13 protein-coding genes and 1 riboswitch are annotated in these 14,848 nt (G+C 70.9%); of the genes, 9 read left to right on the top strand and 4 right to left on the bottom strand.

What is annotated here, in order from left to right; genetic code table 11:
- Window positions 1-848: 848 nt before the first annotated feature.
- Window positions 849-2,093, bottom strand: coding sequence for a sensor histidine kinase (locus QH276_RS25545; RefSeq protein ID WP_280401729.1), 1,245 nt, complete (start codon window positions 2,091-2,093; stop codon window positions 849-851).
- Between the two features lie 166 nt (window positions 2,094-2,259).
- Between QH276_RS25545 and QH276_RS25540 the strand changes: the two genes are divergently transcribed.
- The 5 genes from QH276_RS25540 (at window position 2,260) to rpe (ending at window position 7,408) form a co-directional block, all read left to right on the top strand.
- A complete protein-coding gene (locus tag QH276_RS25540) occupies window positions 2,260-3,045 on the top strand; it encodes a hypothetical protein (RefSeq protein WP_280401730.1) in 786 nt (261 codons plus the stop codon).
- Window positions 3,042-4,856, top strand: a complete 1,815-nt coding sequence (locus QH276_RS25535; protein WP_280401731.1) for an alpha/beta-hydrolase family protein — start codon at window positions 3,042-3,044, stop codon at window positions 4,854-4,856. Before QH276_RS25540 ends, QH276_RS25535 begins: the two co-directional genes overlap by 4 nt.
- A gap of 136 nt (window positions 4,857-4,992) precedes the next feature.
- Window positions 4,993-5,958: a hypothetical protein gene (locus QH276_RS25530; protein WP_280406926.1), complete on the top strand. Its 966-nt coding sequence runs from the start codon at window positions 4,993-4,995 to the stop codon at window positions 5,956-5,958.
- A 31-nt stretch (window positions 5,959-5,989) separates the two neighbouring features.
- Complete coding sequence (locus QH276_RS25525; protein WP_280401733.1) at window positions 5,990-6,433, top strand: SRPBCC domain-containing protein; 444 nt, start codon at window positions 5,990-5,992, stop codon at window positions 6,431-6,433.
- A gap of 303 nt (window positions 6,434-6,736) precedes the next feature.
- The gene (gene rpe, locus QH276_RS25520; protein ID WP_280401906.1) at window positions 6,737-7,408 is read left to right on the top strand and encodes a ribulose-phosphate 3-epimerase; all 672 of its coding nucleotides are present in this window, start codon (window positions 6,737-6,739) and stop codon (window positions 7,406-7,408) included.
- Window positions 7,409-7,544: 136 nt separating this feature from the next.
- On the opposite strand, the gene QH276_RS25515 is transcribed toward rpe, so the two are convergent.
- Window positions 7,545-8,006: a hypothetical protein gene (locus QH276_RS25515; RefSeq protein WP_280401904.1), complete on the bottom strand. Its 462-nt coding sequence runs from the start codon at window positions 8,004-8,006 to the stop codon at window positions 7,545-7,547.
- A 659-nt stretch (window positions 8,007-8,665) separates the two neighbouring features.
- Between QH276_RS25515 and QH276_RS25510 the strand changes: the two genes are divergently transcribed.
- The 4 genes from QH276_RS25510 (at window position 8,666) to QH276_RS25495 (ending at window position 11,618) form a co-directional block, all read left to right on the top strand.
- Complete coding sequence (locus tag QH276_RS25510) at window positions 8,666-9,286, top strand: riboflavin synthase (RefSeq protein ID WP_280401903.1); 621 nt, start codon at window positions 8,666-8,668, stop codon at window positions 9,284-9,286.
- Window positions 9,287-9,364: 78 nt separating this feature from the next.
- Window positions 9,365-10,609, top strand: coding sequence for a bifunctional 3,4-dihydroxy-2-butanone-4-phosphate synthase/GTP cyclohydrolase II (locus QH276_RS25505; protein ID WP_280401902.1), 1,245 nt, complete (start codon window positions 9,365-9,367; stop codon window positions 10,607-10,609).
- A 28-nt stretch (window positions 10,610-10,637) separates the two neighbouring features.
- Window positions 10,638-11,117, top strand: a complete 480-nt coding sequence (gene ribH, locus QH276_RS25500) for a 6,7-dimethyl-8-ribityllumazine synthase (protein WP_062973999.1) — start codon at window positions 10,638-10,640, stop codon at window positions 11,115-11,117.
- A 3-nt stretch (window positions 11,118-11,120) separates the two neighbouring features.
- The gene (locus tag QH276_RS25495) at window positions 11,121-11,618 is read left to right on the top strand and encodes a PH domain-containing protein (RefSeq protein WP_280401901.1); all 498 of its coding nucleotides are present in this window, start codon (window positions 11,121-11,123) and stop codon (window positions 11,616-11,618) included.
- A 280-nt stretch (window positions 11,619-11,898) separates the two neighbouring features.
- Here QH276_RS25495 and QH276_RS25490 read toward each other — a convergent pair whose 3' ends face one another.
- Both QH276_RS25490 and QH276_RS25485 read right to left on the bottom strand, forming a co-directional pair.
- Window positions 11,899-12,219 carry a DMT family transporter gene (locus QH276_RS25490; protein ID WP_280401900.1) on the bottom strand — a complete coding sequence of 107 codons (321 nt, stop codon included), beginning with the start codon at window positions 12,217-12,219 and terminating at the stop codon, window positions 11,899-11,901.
- 9 nt (window positions 12,220-12,228) lie between these two features.
- Window positions 12,229-12,297, bottom strand: a riboswitch (guanidine-III (ykkC-III) riboswitch).
- Window positions 12,298-12,428: 131 nt separating this feature from the next.
- Window positions 12,429-14,381: a gamma-glutamyltransferase family protein gene (locus QH276_RS25485; protein ID WP_432278731.1), complete on the bottom strand. Its 1,953-nt coding sequence runs from the start codon at window positions 14,379-14,381 to the stop codon at window positions 12,429-12,431.
- Between the last annotated feature and the right edge of the window lie 467 nt (window positions 14,382-14,848).

Below are 14,848 nucleotides of genomic sequence, written 5' to 3'. Positions count from 1 at the left end.
TCGGGTGCCCGGAACAGCGTTGCCGCGTCCTCGCCTATCGCCTCGGCCAGCGCTGTCACTACTTCGGCCGCGGTGCGACCGCTAAGGTGCAGCACCGCGTCGAAGCGAACGCCGACAGGGCGTAATTCCTCGGGGACTCGGGCTATAAAAAGGTTAATCCCCCGCCCTCCCCCAAATTGCCTGTGCCCTTGCCCCCGCCCCCGGGGCCCCGGGGTTCGGGGCCCCCGAAGTCTCGTTCTTCACTCCGCCGCTCTATGTTCGACTGCGCCGCCTCCGGCGCCGCCGGTTCGGGGCCCCCGAAGTCTCGTTCTTCACTCCGCCGCTCCTCCGCTTCGCTCCCCCGCTCTGTCGCTCCAGAACGAGACGGGCCCCGAACCACTGGTGTGGACCCGAGCCGGGGTGGACGTTGTCGCTGGTGGTGTCGCATATCGTCCGGGCAGCCCGCATGCAGTCCGCGCACCGTGCAGTGCGGAATGGCCCCGGTGCTGTGTCGGCGAAACGCTCAGGAGGTTTCGGTGATCGGGCGGTCGGCCCAGCTCATCAGGTCGCGCCGTTTCTTGCCGGTCTCGTCACGGTGAGACTCGGCCGGCGGCCCGCGGCATGGTCGCACCGCCCACACCGGCATTGCCGGTCGGTCTCGACTTCGCCGTCGACGGCCCGATTCGCCTGCAGTGCGCTGAATGGTGGCGTAGCCCGCTGGTAGCGAATGATTTCGGGTAGCGCTCCGAACGGCACCCGTCGGAGCGACGAGTGCCGGTCCGGGATCGAGAAATTCGGCCGGACGAGCCAGGGCAGGCCGCGGGCGTTGGATGAACTACCCATTCGAGTCCGGTGTCGCGCGGAACGAGTCAGGCGGGCATGCTCTGCTGGGTGTCCAGGGGCAGGGACAGGTCCACGGCGGTCGCACGGGGTAGTTGTGCGGTGACCCGGAAGCCGCCGTCGGGGGTCGGTTCCGCGGTCACCCGGCCGCCGACGGCAAGGGCGCGCGCTTGCATGCCCGCGATACCGTGGCCGCCGTTACCGGCCGCGGCGGGGCTGGTTCCGGGACCGTTGACCACCGTGAGGGTGACGATATCGGCGCAGTCGATACCTACGCGCACCGCCGCACCCGGCGCGTGCCGGCCCGCGTTGGCCAGCGATTCCTGCACGATCCGGTACAGCGCCGAACCCACGGTGTCGGGTATCACCGCGAGCGTGCCCTCGACGGTCCAGGTGAGGTCCACACCGGCGCGAGTGGCGCCGAGGAACAGCGCTTCCAGATCGGCCGCGGTGGGTTGCGGGGTGTGCTCGGCCAGCTGGCCGTCGCTGCGCAGGACGCCGAGCAGCCCGCGGATCTCGTTGAGCGCTTCGCGGGCGGTGGCACCGATCGATTCGAATTCCGCGCGCGCCGCGTCGTTCACACCGGTCACCCGGTAGGGCGCGGTCTGCGCCTGCACCACCACCAGCGACATATGGTGCGCGACCACATCGTGCAGATCACGCGCGATCCGCGCCTTCTCCTCCAGGATCGTGCGCCGGGCCCGTTCCAGCTCGCTGACCTCGGTCTGCCGGTGCAGTTCCGACCGGGACCGGACCAGTGAACGCAGCAGTACCGCGACGAACACCGTCGCGCCCAGCGAGACCGGCCACGCCCACGGATCCGCGCCGACCCCCTCGGTCGCCAAGGCCGCGCCCAACAGCATCGACGTCGCCGCCCACACCACCGCCACCAGCGGTAGCGGCGACCGCAACGTCACCGCGAAGACCAGGAAGTAGAGGGCGACGATATGCACCACCTGAATCGGCATCGCCTCACCGGTCTGGTTCGGGACGGCCAGCGCGATGAGCAGTGCCGAACCGGCCGAGACCGCCCAGCCCAGCGGCGCGTTCCGGCGGATCAGCAGCACCGGCGCGGCGGCGAAGGCGGCGATGAGCGGCGCGATCGGCCACGGCACCTGGTGGGTCAGGTGCAGCGTGGGCCAGGCGACCGTGAACAACACCAGCGCCAGCAACACCGTGCCGGCATCGACCCACCACCGCAGGCCGAGGCCGGTGAGCCGGCTCCACAGGCTCGGCGACTTCACCGGCTGCCGGGCGACGCTGTACTCCATCATGACCTCGACACTACGAACCACCGCCCGCACGCACCTCATACCGTGGGGTGAATTCGGTCCCGTACACCCGGGGTAGAACCCACCCGGTATCCCCGCGCAGGCCGGGCCCGGAAACCCTCCCGAGCGGGACGGCCGCGACCGCTGTCCGTTCATAACGTCCAGCACCATGGTTGTCTCGAACACTGCCGCACGCCGCCGGTCGCCGGTGTATCGCCGGCCCGCGGCGCTCGCGGTCGCCGGCGCCGCCGCGGCGCTGTCGCTGCTGACGGTGCCCACAGCCGACGCCGCCGGCCCGCCGCTCACCACCACCCCGGCCGCATCCGCCGTCGAGGCGCTGACTTCTCCGGCCGCGGCCATCGAATCGCGGTTGCCCGCCGATTTCGGAGCGGTGACCGGATATCGACCGGTACTCGTCGACGGCATCCTGGTCGCCCCGCACGGGACGTGCTCCTCGCCGGTGCCGCTGCCGACGGAGTTCGAAACCCCGTGCAAGGCTCACGATCTCGGTTACGACCTGCTGCGTTACGCCCAGTCCGGCGGCCACCCGCTCGGCCCGTGGGCACGCCGCGAACTCGACCGCACCCTCGCCGACCGGATGCGGGCGGCGTGTATGCACCGCGCCGACCCGCTCGCCCGCACCCGCTGCACCGCCATGGCCGAGGTCGCGGCGGTCGCGGTGGACCTCAACTCGCGGCGGCAGGGCTACGGCGTACCGGTGGCCGAGCATTTCTCGTTCGCCGAAGCAGCCGCGACCTGGCTGCCGCGCGCGGCAGCGCTGCTGCTCGCCGCGTTCGCCACCCTGCTGACCGGGCGCGCGATCATCGGCGGCCGTTTCGGGCTTCCGTCCCGGTGCGAGCTGCGCGACCGGAGCCGCCGGTTACGCATCCGGGTCTCCCGCGGCACTCCGCCCGCCGCGTTCACCCCCGCCCTACTGCGCCAGGAGTTCGCATGACCACCGCCTCCACGCCGGGCAGCCCGATCCGGTCGGCACCGTCGGCCTTCGAACTGCTCGTACCCTCCCGCACCCACACGACTCCGGCCGGCCGGCAAGCGACCTTCGCCATCGCCTGCCCGCGGTTCCGGTACCCGCCTGTCGGTATCACTGTCGCTGTCACCCTCGGCTCCCTCCTCTCGCTGGCACCCGGCCTGCTTCCCCGCAGCGCCGCCACCCAGGCCGTTCTCACTTCGATACTGGTCCTCGCCCTGCTGGCGCTCGCAGGATTAGGTCGGCTGAGCCACCGACCGCGCTCGCGCCGCGGCAATCCAGCCACCACAACCCGCACTCGGGCGCCGGCAGATGGGCTCGGCACAGCGACAGGCGACACCGCGACCCGGAAGCGGCGACGCCACGTGGTCACCGCTCACTCCGGGGGCGACGACCCGGCCCGGCGGGCTCCCCACCGGGGTAGTGGACCGTACATCCGGAGTACCTGCCCGGGCAGCCCCCCGGCCGCCGACCTGCCACGTACGGCACCTCGCTGCGCCGGGAGCACGACGGCGCCCGGCAACCAGGCCGTCGACCGGCCGGGTACCGCAGGCCGGTCCGGCACGAGGACTGCAGACCGGCCACGCCGGCCAGGTGTGCCCGGTTCGCCGGCCACCGCGACGGCGGGGTCGAGGACGCCGTCACCTACATCATCCGCACTTCCCCGGAAAGTTGCGCTGACCGTCGCGGTGGCCGGGGTGCTGGTCGCGGTGGTGCACGCGGCGGCGTGGCAGAACTCGTTACGCGATGCCATGGGGGTCGCGCGGACGGGGCCGGAGTACTGGCCGCTCTGGGCGGCCGGGTCGGTGGTGCTCACCGCGGCGCTGGTGGCGGCGGGGTCCGCGATCGGCCGCGTGCTGCGGCGGGTCGGCTGGTCCCGGGGGCTGGTGATGGCGGTTGTCGCGGGGCTGCCGATCGCGCTTCTCGGCGGCCCGGGAATCGCGGGGGTGAGCGGGCAGACCATCGATCCGGGCCTGGTTCGGCCGGCCGCCGTCACCCGGTCCGGCAGCGCCGATTCGTTGGTGAGCTGGTCGTCGCTGGGCCGGGAAGGGCAGCGGTTCGTCACGACCGGACCACCCGGGGCGGTACGAGTGTACGTCGGGCTGCGGTCGGCGCCGGACCTGGCGGCGCGGGCCGCGCTGGCCGTGCGGGAACTCGACCGGGCCGGCGGCTTCGACCGGTCGCATCTGGTGGTGGCGGTACCCACCGGGTCTGGGTGGGTGGATGCGCGGGCCCTGCAGGGGTTCGGGGAGCGGTTCGGCGGCGATGTCGCAGTGGTGGCGCTGCAGTATTCGAACCTGCCGAGCTGGGCCACCTTCGTGCTGGGCCGGGGATCGGCCGCCGCGTCGGCGCGCGCTGTGTTCACGGCGATCGAGGACCACGCCGCCACGCTGCCCGATCCGCCGCGGTTGCATCTGTACGGACAGAGCCTGGGCGCCCTCGGCGGTAGCGCGGTATTCGCCGGGGCGGCCGAACAGAACCGGCGTGTGTGTTCGGTGCTGTGGGCGGGCAGGCCCGGCGGCGGTGGCCCGGAGCCCGGCGCCCGCACGGCGGTGCTGGCCAATATCTCCGACCCGGTCGTGCACTGGTCACCCGACCTGTTGTGGCGTCCCCCGGACCTGACCGGCATCCGCCGCGACGCGCCTGCCCCTGGTTGGCTGCCCGTGGTCAGCTTCGTCCAGACCACCGCGGACCTCCTGGGCGCCCTCGGCGCACCCCCCGGCCACGGCCACCGCTACGGCATCGATCAAGGCACCGCCATGCCCGGCTGCGGGTAGCGGTACCAGCGCCCCGCGCCTCCGGCCGGTGCCGGTTTGCCCGCCGGATGCGGGCGTCTCCGCCGATCTCACCGGCAAGCCCCCGCTCCCGGCGGCGTTCGGAAACACACAGGTTCGCCCTTTAAGGTGTCCCACCATGGCTTCACCCAGTTCCCACCACCCGCGCCGGAAAGGGCGCTGGTTCCGGCGGATCTCCCCACCGGCGCTCGCCGCCGCCGCGCTGCTCAGCCTGGCGATCCCGGTGGTCTCGGCCCCCTCGTCCGACGCTGCCGGTATCGACGGTTCGATTGCGGGCCCCGCCGGATTGGCTGTGGTGGCACTGACCTCGGCCGCCGGCCCCGCCGCGGCGCAAGCCATACCGCACGATTTCGAGTCCTATACGGGCTACCGGCCCGTCGTCCGCCAAGGCGTGCTCGTGGCGCCCGACGGAGATTGTTCGTCGCCGGTCGAACTGCCGCCGGAGTTCGACACCGCCTGTATGGCTCACGACCTCGGCTACGACCTGCTCCGTTACGCCGACAGCACCGGCGCCCCGCTCGGCCCGTGGGCCCGGCAGGCCGTCGACAACGCCTTGGGCGTGCGGCTGCACCAGGCCTGCGACGCGCATACCGAGCCGATGGTGCGGACCCGCTGCGAAACCCTCGCCGAGGTCGCGGCCACAGCGGTGGAGCTGAATTCCCGGCGCCAGCACTACGGGGTCCCGGTGGTGGAAACCTTCACGCAGGCCGCGACCCAGGCCGCCACCGAACACCCGACCCAGCCGTGGTTGCTGCGGATGGCCGCGCTGGCCGTCACGGCGATCGCCGGGCTGGTCCTGGGTATCCGCCGGCTGCACCGCCGCCGGCCGCGCCCCCCCCCCCCCCCCCCCCCACCCGCGGTACGGCCCCCCCGGCGCCCCCCCCCCGGCCCTCGCCCCGCCACGGCCGCCGGGCATCGCGGATTCGGCCTTCCGCTGCGACCCAGCACCATCACGGGCCCCGTCACGGTGCGGCGCCGGCGGCTGTTCGTGCCCATCCTGGTGCGGTTCCCGGTGGACCCGCCGCTGCCACACCTTCCGCATCTCCCGTTGCCCGGCAGGCCGCCGGGACGGGCCGCCGGTTGACCCTCCCTGAAACACGTTCTAGTTTGAGCACGTGCTTGTTGTGGACGACGTGGTCGAAGTAGCCGCCCCCGCCGAGGTCGTGTGGTCGGTGCTCACCGATTTCGACCGATACCGGGAGTGGAATCCGTTCATCGATCGCTGCCGGGCGGAACTCGCCGTCGGCGCGCCGATCGATATGCGGGTCCGGCAGTTGCTGCCGCGGCCGCTGCCGATGCGGGAATACATCCACACCGTCGTCCCCGGCCGGGAATTCGGTTATTCCATGAAACCGCTTCCGCTGGGCGCGCTCCGCAGTCTGCGCTCCCACAAGCTGAGCACCCTCGACGGCGGACGCACCCGCTACGAATCGCATTTCGAGCTCGCCGGCTGGCTGGCCCCACTGGTGGGCCTGCTGTTCGGCCGCGGTTTCCGCCGCGGCTTCCCCGGTATGACCGCCGCCGTCGAACGCGAAGCCGAACGCCGTCACGCGGCCTGAAGTGTTTTTTGCGGCGCCTGCGGCACCGCGGGGTTCGGCCCCCTCGGTCCCTGCCTCCCGCCCGCTATACTCGCGGCTGCGCCGCATCGCCTCGCGGCCGGAAAGCAGGGACGGGCCAAACCCTCCAAGGGCCTCGCTGAACTCGGCGCCGCGTGGTTGCGCGAGGGACGGCTGTGGGCAAAGCCGCTCGGGGCCTCTCTGGGCTGGTGGCCTGCCGGGCGCGTTGGGGCGGTGGGTGGGGCGGCACTACACTTCGGCGCTGTGACTGCGTCCGAGCCCACGTTCACCCGTCCGGCGGCCCCGATGATCGCCCCGTCCATCCTGTCCGCGGATTTCGCGCGGCTGGCCGATGAGGCGCGGGCGGTGTCGAGTGCGGACTGGCTGCACGTCGATGTCATGGACGCGCATTTCGTGCCGAATCTGACGCTGGGGCTACCGGTGGTGCAGAGCCTGCTGAAGGCGACCGATATCCCGCTGGACTGCCACCTGATGATCGAGGACCCGGCCCGGTGGGCGCCGCCGTACGCCGAGGCAGGTGCCTACAACGTCACTTTTCACGCCGAGGCTACCGACGATCCGGTGGCGGTGGCGCGGGATATCCGCGCGGCCGGGGCGAAGGCCGGGCTGTCGGTGAAACCGAATACGCCGATCGAACCGTATCTGGAGATCCTCCGGGATTTCGACACGCTGCTCGTGATGAGCGTGGAGCCGGGTTTCGGCGGCCAGTCGTTCATCGCCTCGGTGCTGGAGAAGGCGAAGGTGGTGCGCCGGCTGGTCGATGCCGGTGAACTGCGGCTGGTCGTGGAGATCGACGGCGGTATCAACGCCGACACCATCGAACAGGCCGCGGAAGCCGGGATCGACTGTTTCGTGGCGGGCTCGGCCGTCTACAACACCGCCGACCCGGGCGCGACCGTGGAAAAACTGCGCAGCCAGGCGGCAGCGGCTCGATCGCCGCATCACGCGGCATCCTGACGCCCACGTCGGCGCGCGCCGGGATACCCCCGGCTGAAGGCGCATCTGCGTGCCGGGCACTGTCTGTGTGTATCCGGCAGCGGTGGCATCCGGTGCGCTGGGCAGGCGCGGCCGGTGATCGTGGTGCTCCGGGCGTTCAGCGGCTGTGCGTACCGGTCTCACACACCGCGTCGATCACCGCGTTCTGTGGTGGGCGGGTGCCGTGGGCGTCCGGCCCGGCGACCCAGAGACGGTAACCGCTCGCCTCGTCCGCGGCCGACGGCAGCACGATCTGGCTGCCGGTACCCGCGACGGTGGTGTAGCGGCGGAACAATTCGGCCGCCGCAGCGGCGGGGAATTCGTCGTGCCGGGTGGGGCCGGTGAGAAATGTCCAGCGCCGGGCCCGAGGGTGGGCGAAGACGGGGCCGGTCAGCCCGGCGACCCGTAGGCGTTGCAGTACCCGCTCACCGAGCTCGGTGGGCATGGTCACCGCACCGTAGGCGGCGCCGATATGCAGCAGGATCCGCTGCGATATCGGATCGACGACGGCGGGCAGCAGATCCTTCTCCCGGTACCGCCGGCAGTGTCGCTCCAGCGGGGACTCGGTGAATGTCGTCATGGCGGGTCGGCTTTCCTCGAGGGGGGACGTGCCTGGCTGGGGCGCGGACATCCGGGTGGTGGCCGCACGGATCCGTCCGGTGTTGTCACTGCGGGATCCGCTGCCCGGACAACACTGTCGCTGGGCCGAGGGCACCGGATCGCCGGTCCGCTGCCGGGCTTTCCGCCCGGGGTGCGGTGGTTCGGTCCGGTTGTTCGTGAAGGCTTGTGGCGCACGGTCTTCCGCGGCGGTGGCCGTCATCGGGGTGTTCTGTTCCGGCCGTGCCCCGGGGTGTTCGAGGGCGGTGAAACCGGTCACCTCACAATATTGCGATAGCCGGTGTGAGCGCGCAAATCGAGAAACATTTCGGGTTTCGATGCGGTCTCGGCCGGGAATGCGCTCGGCCCATGGACTGGTCCGGACCACGTAGATGCTTGTCGGAGTGGTCATCGCGACCGCGCGGAAAAGTGTCGCCGAGTGCTCGACCGGAAATTTTCCGGCACGGCCACGGGCGTCCCCCGGGCTCTCGCGACACCGGCCGGCGCGATCTCCCGGCGAGTGGGCGCCCATGGCTGCTCGCGGCAGGCGCCCACTAGTCTGGTCGTGGACGGCGAGCTGGGAATATTCGGTACCGCTGCCGCCGTTCCGTATGCGGAACACCGACGGGAACGGGAGAAGGCATGTTCACAGGCATCGTCGAGGAACTGGGCGAGATCATCGCCTGCGAACAACTGACCGACGCGGCCCGGCTGACGATCCGCGGCAAACTGGTCACCTCCGATGCGGGGCACGGCGATTCCATCGCGGTCAACGGCGTCTGCCTGACCGTCGTCGATGTCGTCGACGACGCGTTCACCGTGGACGTGATGGGCGAAACGCTGCGCCGGTCCGGTATCGGCGGTCTCCGGCCCGGGTCGCGCGTGAACCTCGAGCGGGCCGCCGCCGTGAACAGCCGCCTCGGCGGCCATATCGTGCAGGGGCATGTGGACGGCACGGGCACCATCCTCACCCGGACCCCCGGCGAGAACTGGGAGGTCGTCCGGATCTCGCTGCCGGACGCGCTCGCCAAGTACGTGGTGGAGAAGGGCTCCATCACCGTGAACGGTATCTCGCTGACCGTCTCCGGGCTGGGCCGCACCGAAACCCCGGCCGCAGACGGTGCCCACGACTGGTTCGAGGTATCCCTGATCCCCACCACGCTCGGTCTCACCGACCTCGGCGCCGCCGCCGAGGGGGCGGTGGTGAACCTGGAAGTCGACGTGATCGCGAAGTACGTGGAGCGCCTCCATCAGCGCGGTTGACAGCTCCGGCCGCGCCCGGCCGGGCCCGGCCGACCCAGTAGTGTGATCACCGACCAACCGAGATGGAGCATTGCAGACGTGACCAGGTTCGACAGCATCGAGCGCGCCGTCGCCGATATCGCGGCCGGTAAACCGGTCGTCGTGGTCGACGACGAGGACCGGGAGAACGAGGGCGACCTCATCTTCGCCGCCGAGAAAGCCACTCCCGAACTCGTGGCGTTCATGATCCGGTACACCTCGGGTTACATCTGTGTTCCGCTGACCGGTGACGATTGCGACCGTCTCGGCCTGCCGCCGATGTACGCGGTGAACCAGGACAAGCACGGCACCGCCTACACCGTGTCGGTCGATGCCAAGGAAGGCGTCACCACCGGGATCTCCGGTGCCGATCGCGCCACCACCATCCGGTTGCTGGCCGACGGCGACGCCAAACCCAACGATTTCACCCGCCCCGGGCACGTCGTTCCGTTGCGAGCGAAGGATGGCGGGGTGCTGCGGCGCCCCGGCCATACCGAGGCCGCCGTGGATCTGGCCCGGATGGCGGGGCTGCGCCCGGCGGGCGTGATCTGCGAGATCGTCAGCCAGAAGGAAGACGGGCATATGGCCCGCACCGATGAGCTGCGGGTGTTCGCCGACGAACACGAACTGGCGCTGATCTCGATCGCGGAGATGATCGCGTGGCGGCGTAAACACGAGAAGCATGTGGTGCGGGTGGCGCAGGCGCGTATCCCAACGGTGCACGGTGAGTTCACCGCGGTCGGTTATCAGAGCATCTACGACGATGTCGAGCATGTGGCGCTGGTCCGCGGCGACCTCGGTGACGGGGAGGACGTCCTGGTCCGGGTGCATTCGGAATGCCTGACCGGTGACGTGTTCGGCTCGCTGCGCTGCGATTGCGGGCCCCAGCTGGACGCGGCCCTGGAAATGGTGGCCGCCGAGGGCCGCGGCGTGGTGCTGTACATGCGCGGGCACGAGGGCCGCGGTATCGGCCTGATGCACAAACTGCAGGCCTACCAGCTGCAGGATTCCGGGCACGATACGGTCGACGCCAATATCGAACTCGGCCTGCCGGCCGACGCCCGCGATTACGGCACGGGCGCCCAGATCCTCGTCGATCTCGGGCTGCGGTCGATGCGGCTGCTCACCAACAATCCGGCGAAACGGGTCGGGCTCGACGGGTACGGGTTGCGGATCACCGATCGCGTGCCGATGCCGGTACGCGCCAATGCCGAGAACCTGCGCTATCTGCGCACCAAACGTGACCGGATGGGCCACGACCTGGTGGGCCTCGACGATCTGGACCTGGGAGAGACAGCACAGTGACCGTAGCCCGATCGAAAGGCGGAAACCGATGAGCGGCACCGGGGTCCCGGAGTTCGCGCTCGCCGACGCGCAAGGGCTGCGGCTGGCGATCGTCGCCTCGCGCTGGCATACCGAGATCTGCGACACCCTGGTGGCCAATGCCGAGCGGGTCGCCGCGGACGCCGGGGTCCGCCACACCACCGTCGCCCGCTGCGCCGGGGCCATGGAGCTGCCGGTGCTGGCGCAGGAACTGGCGCGCACCCATGACGCGGTGGTCGCGCTGGGCGTGGTGATCCGCGGTGACACCCCGCATTTCGAGTATGTCTGCGATGCGGTGACCGCCGGTCTGACCCGGGTCTCCCTCGACGAGAGCACCCCGGTGGCCAACGGTGTGCTCACCACGAACAACGAGCAGCAGGCGCTGGACCGGGCCGGTCTGCCGGATTCGGTGGAGAACAAAGGTGAGCAGGCGGCCGCGGCCGCGCTGGATGCCGCCCTGACCCTGCGCGGACTGCGCGCGGCGGGCTGACCGATGCCGGTGGTGCGGATCCTGCGGCGGGGCGCGAACCCGGCCGCGGACCAGCCGTCCGGCTGGGAGTTCGAGGTGCGGCCGCGGAAGGCCCGCCGGACCGCGGTGATCGTCGCCGTCTGCCTGGTGGTGGCCTTCACCCTGCTCGGAGTGTTCCTCCGGGTCGACTACACCGGCGTGAACTTCCGGGTGGTGGACCAGTTCGCGATGGCGGGAATCGGTATCTTCGGCGCCGCCGCCGTCCTCCTGCTCACCAGGCCGCGGGTGCGCGCTGGGGAAGACGGCGTGGTGGTACGTAACGTGCTGGGGGACAACGCGTTCGAGTGGAAACATATCCGCGGCGTATCCTTCCCGGACCGTAAGGCCTGGGCCCGGCTGGAACTGGTGAACGACGACTACGTACCCATGCTCGCGATCCGCTCCAACGACGGCGAACGCGCCGCGGCCGCCTTGGACCGGCTCCGTGAACTCGGCGCGAAATACGGCGCCTCCTCCGACTGAACCGGTAGCGCCACGATGCCGTTGGACTGCCGGGCCGCACGGCCGGCCACCGGGTGCTCGGCAGCAGGGGTTGCCGGTCGGGCTACGTGACCGGGGCCGGGCTACGTGACCAAGGGCCCGGCTAGGTGACCAAGGGCCGGCTGCGCGACCAGGGGGCTGACTACGCGACCGGGTCCGGGCGATGCCGAAAGCCCGGCCCTGCCGGGCGGTATGTGCCGCGGCCTGGGCGGAGAGGTTGTCCCCGGCGCGAGGATCGTGGTGCCCGCGCCGGGCGTACCGTTCAGTGGGCGAGCTTGAGCCCGACGACACCGGCGATGATCATCGTCAAGAAGACGATCTTCCCGATCGTCACCGGCTCTTCTCCGGTGGCCATGGCGTACACGACCGTGAGGACCGCGCCGATACCCACCCACACCGAGTACGCGGTGCCCACCGGGAGGTCGCGCATCGCGTAGGCGAGGCCGCCCATACTCGCGGCCAGCGCGGCGACGAAGAGCAGAGTGGGCGGCCATTTGGAGAAACCCTCGGTTTTACCCAGTGCGGTGGCCCAGACCGCTTCCAGAATCCCGGATACCACGAGCACGACCCATGAGAACCACATGACGACCTCCGTGGGTCGTCTTGTCGCACACCGGGTACGACCCTCTCGTCCGGAAGCCCGCCTCAGCGCGGGCTCTCAACCCAAAATCGCACACCCGCTACCCGGTGGCAACCTTTACGGCCTGTTCGGCGAGGCACCTCACATCGGTGTTCTCCCGGGCCGGACGCACGCCCGCCGCAGGCAGCAATGGCCCGGACAGGCCACTCCGGTCAACGGGTATCGCCCAGGACCTCGCCCTCGCGCCGGGGGTCCGCGCCGCCCACCCACCGGGTCTCGCCCTCGCGGGCCAGCACACTGAGCCCGCTCGTCTGGGGAGCCACCGATACCTGGTGACCCCGTTCGCGCAAGGCGGTGACGAGCGGGTCGTGCGCGCCGTCGTCGCGGGTGTCGATCGCCGGATGCTCGCCGCCCACCCCGGTGACCGGTGTGTTCGCGGCGCCGAACGAGACCGCGGACACCGCCTGCTGCGGATCGAGCCCCCAATCCAGCATGCCGACCAGTGTCTTCACCACGAATTGGATGATCACCGATCCGCCGGGGGAGCCGACCACATGGGTGAGTGTGCCCGGGCCGGGACCGTCACCGCGTTCGAACACCAGGGTCGGGCTCATGGAACTGCGCGGGCGTTTACCCGGTTCCACCCGGTTCGCCACCGGCACCCCGCCGGCGCCGAGCGGGTCGGCGGCGAAGTCGGTGAGCTGGTTGTTCAACAGGAATCCGTCGACCATATGGAACGAACCGAACGCCGATTCCACGGTCGTGGTCATGGCCGCGGCATTGCCGTAGGAGTCGACCAGCGAGATATGGCTGGTGCCGTGTTCGGGCTGTTGCGGGCCGGCGCCCGGGGTATCGGGCCCGAAGTCGCCGGGTTGCGCGGTGCCCATACTCCGCGCCGGGTCGATGAGCCCCGAGCGCTCCCGCAGATATTCCGGATCGACCAGCGTATCGGGTGAATTGCCGGGCGGGGGAACGTAATCCGGGTCGGCGATGTATTTGTCGCGGTCGGCGTAGGCCAGCCGCTCGGCCTCCGCGATCAGGTGGACCGCCTCGGCGCGCGGAACGCCCCCGTTGCGGTCGACCCGCTCCGGTGGCAGCGCCGGAAGATCGAAGTTCTCCAGGATGCCGAGGGTGGCCGCGACCGTGCTGCCGCCGGAGGAGGGGCCCGGCATACCGCAGATCTCGTGCCCCCGGTAACCGCTGCACAGCGGTGTGCGTTTCACCGCCCGGTAGCCGTCGAGGTCCGCCGCCGTCAGGGCGCCGGGGGTGCGGCCCCCGGTACTCGCCGCGGCCGCGGCGACGATATCCCCGGCGATCGGCCCGGTGTAGAAGGCGTCCGCGCCCTCGGTGGCGAGGGTGTTCAGGGTTTTCGACAGTGCGGGGTTGGTGAGCACCGTGCCCGCGGGTTTCGGCGAACCGTCCGGGTTCAGGAAGTATTCGGCGGCCGCCGGATCCCGGGCCAGTTCGGGCGCGGAGTCGGCGATCTGCCCGGCCAGCCGGGGACTGATCTCGAACCCTTGATCGGCCAGCGCGACGGCGGGATCGAACAGTTCGCGCCATTCGGTGTGACCGTGCTCGGCATGCACCATCCCCAGCATCCGTACGACGCCCGGAACACCGATGGAACGCCCGCTGGCGCGGGCATCGGGCCGCGGTTCGGTGCGGTCGGTATCGCTGATCCAGCGCAGGTAGTTCGCCGTCGCGGCGGCCGGCGCGGTCTCCCGGCCGTCGTAGGCCTCCACGGTCTGGTCCTCGGCGTTGTAGTACAGCAGGAAGGCTCCGCCGCCGAGCCCGGAGGCCTGCGGTTCGGTGAGCCCCAGCACGGTCTGCGCGGTGATCAGCGCATCTGCCGCCGTACCGCCCGCGCGCAGTACCTCGCAGGCGGCGCGGGTCGCATGTGAGTTGGCGGTGGAGACGGCGTAGCCGGCGGTACGGACCGCCGTCATATCGGACCGGTAGCCGGAGGCGATCTCCGGGTTGGTCGCGAGATCACGGGTGGCCGGCGCCGCCGTGCCGGTACCCGGAGCGGCGGTGACGGCGGTGCCGTTGGGCACCGGCGTACACGGGCCCGCGGCGCCGGTATCGTCGGAGCATCCGGTTAGGAACGCGGCAACGAGCAGCCCCGTCATGGTCAGTGCGTGCCGAATCCGTTGTACCGGGCGCATATTCCGAACTGTAGCCGCCGGAGGCGACAGAAGCAGCCGAACGCGCGCGACCCACGAACCGAGAAGGTCGGCACGGCGGCTCGGACCGATCCCGAACAGTCCGGCGACTGCGGTTGCGCCGCTCCCACCCCGTCCGGCCTGGCCTCCGGTGACGCGAAGCCACATAGCGATATCCCAGCGACATCCTTTCGGCCCACCTCCGTGGTTCGGGGCCCGTCTCGGATCTGGACTGACGGAGCGGAGGAGCGGAGGAGGGAAGATTCGAGACTCCGGGGGCCCCGAACCCGGGGGGCCGGCGGGGGGGGCGGGGGAGAACGGGGGGGGGGGGGGGGGGCGCGGGGGGGGGCGGGTCACCCCCCCCGCCCCTTTTTTTTTACCCCCCCCCGCACTGTTTTTCCCGCCCCCCCCCCCGGGGCCCCGGGTTCGGGGCCCCCGGAGTCTCGAATCTTCCCTCCTCCGCTCCTCCG

The organism is Nocardia carnea (assembly GCF_029869215.1).
Taxonomy (GTDB): Bacteria; Actinomycetota; Actinomycetes; order Mycobacteriales; family Mycobacteriaceae; genus Nocardia; species Nocardia carnea_B.
Note: the sequence above shows the minus strand (reverse complement) of the source record. Positions and strands in the feature narration are given on the sequence as shown.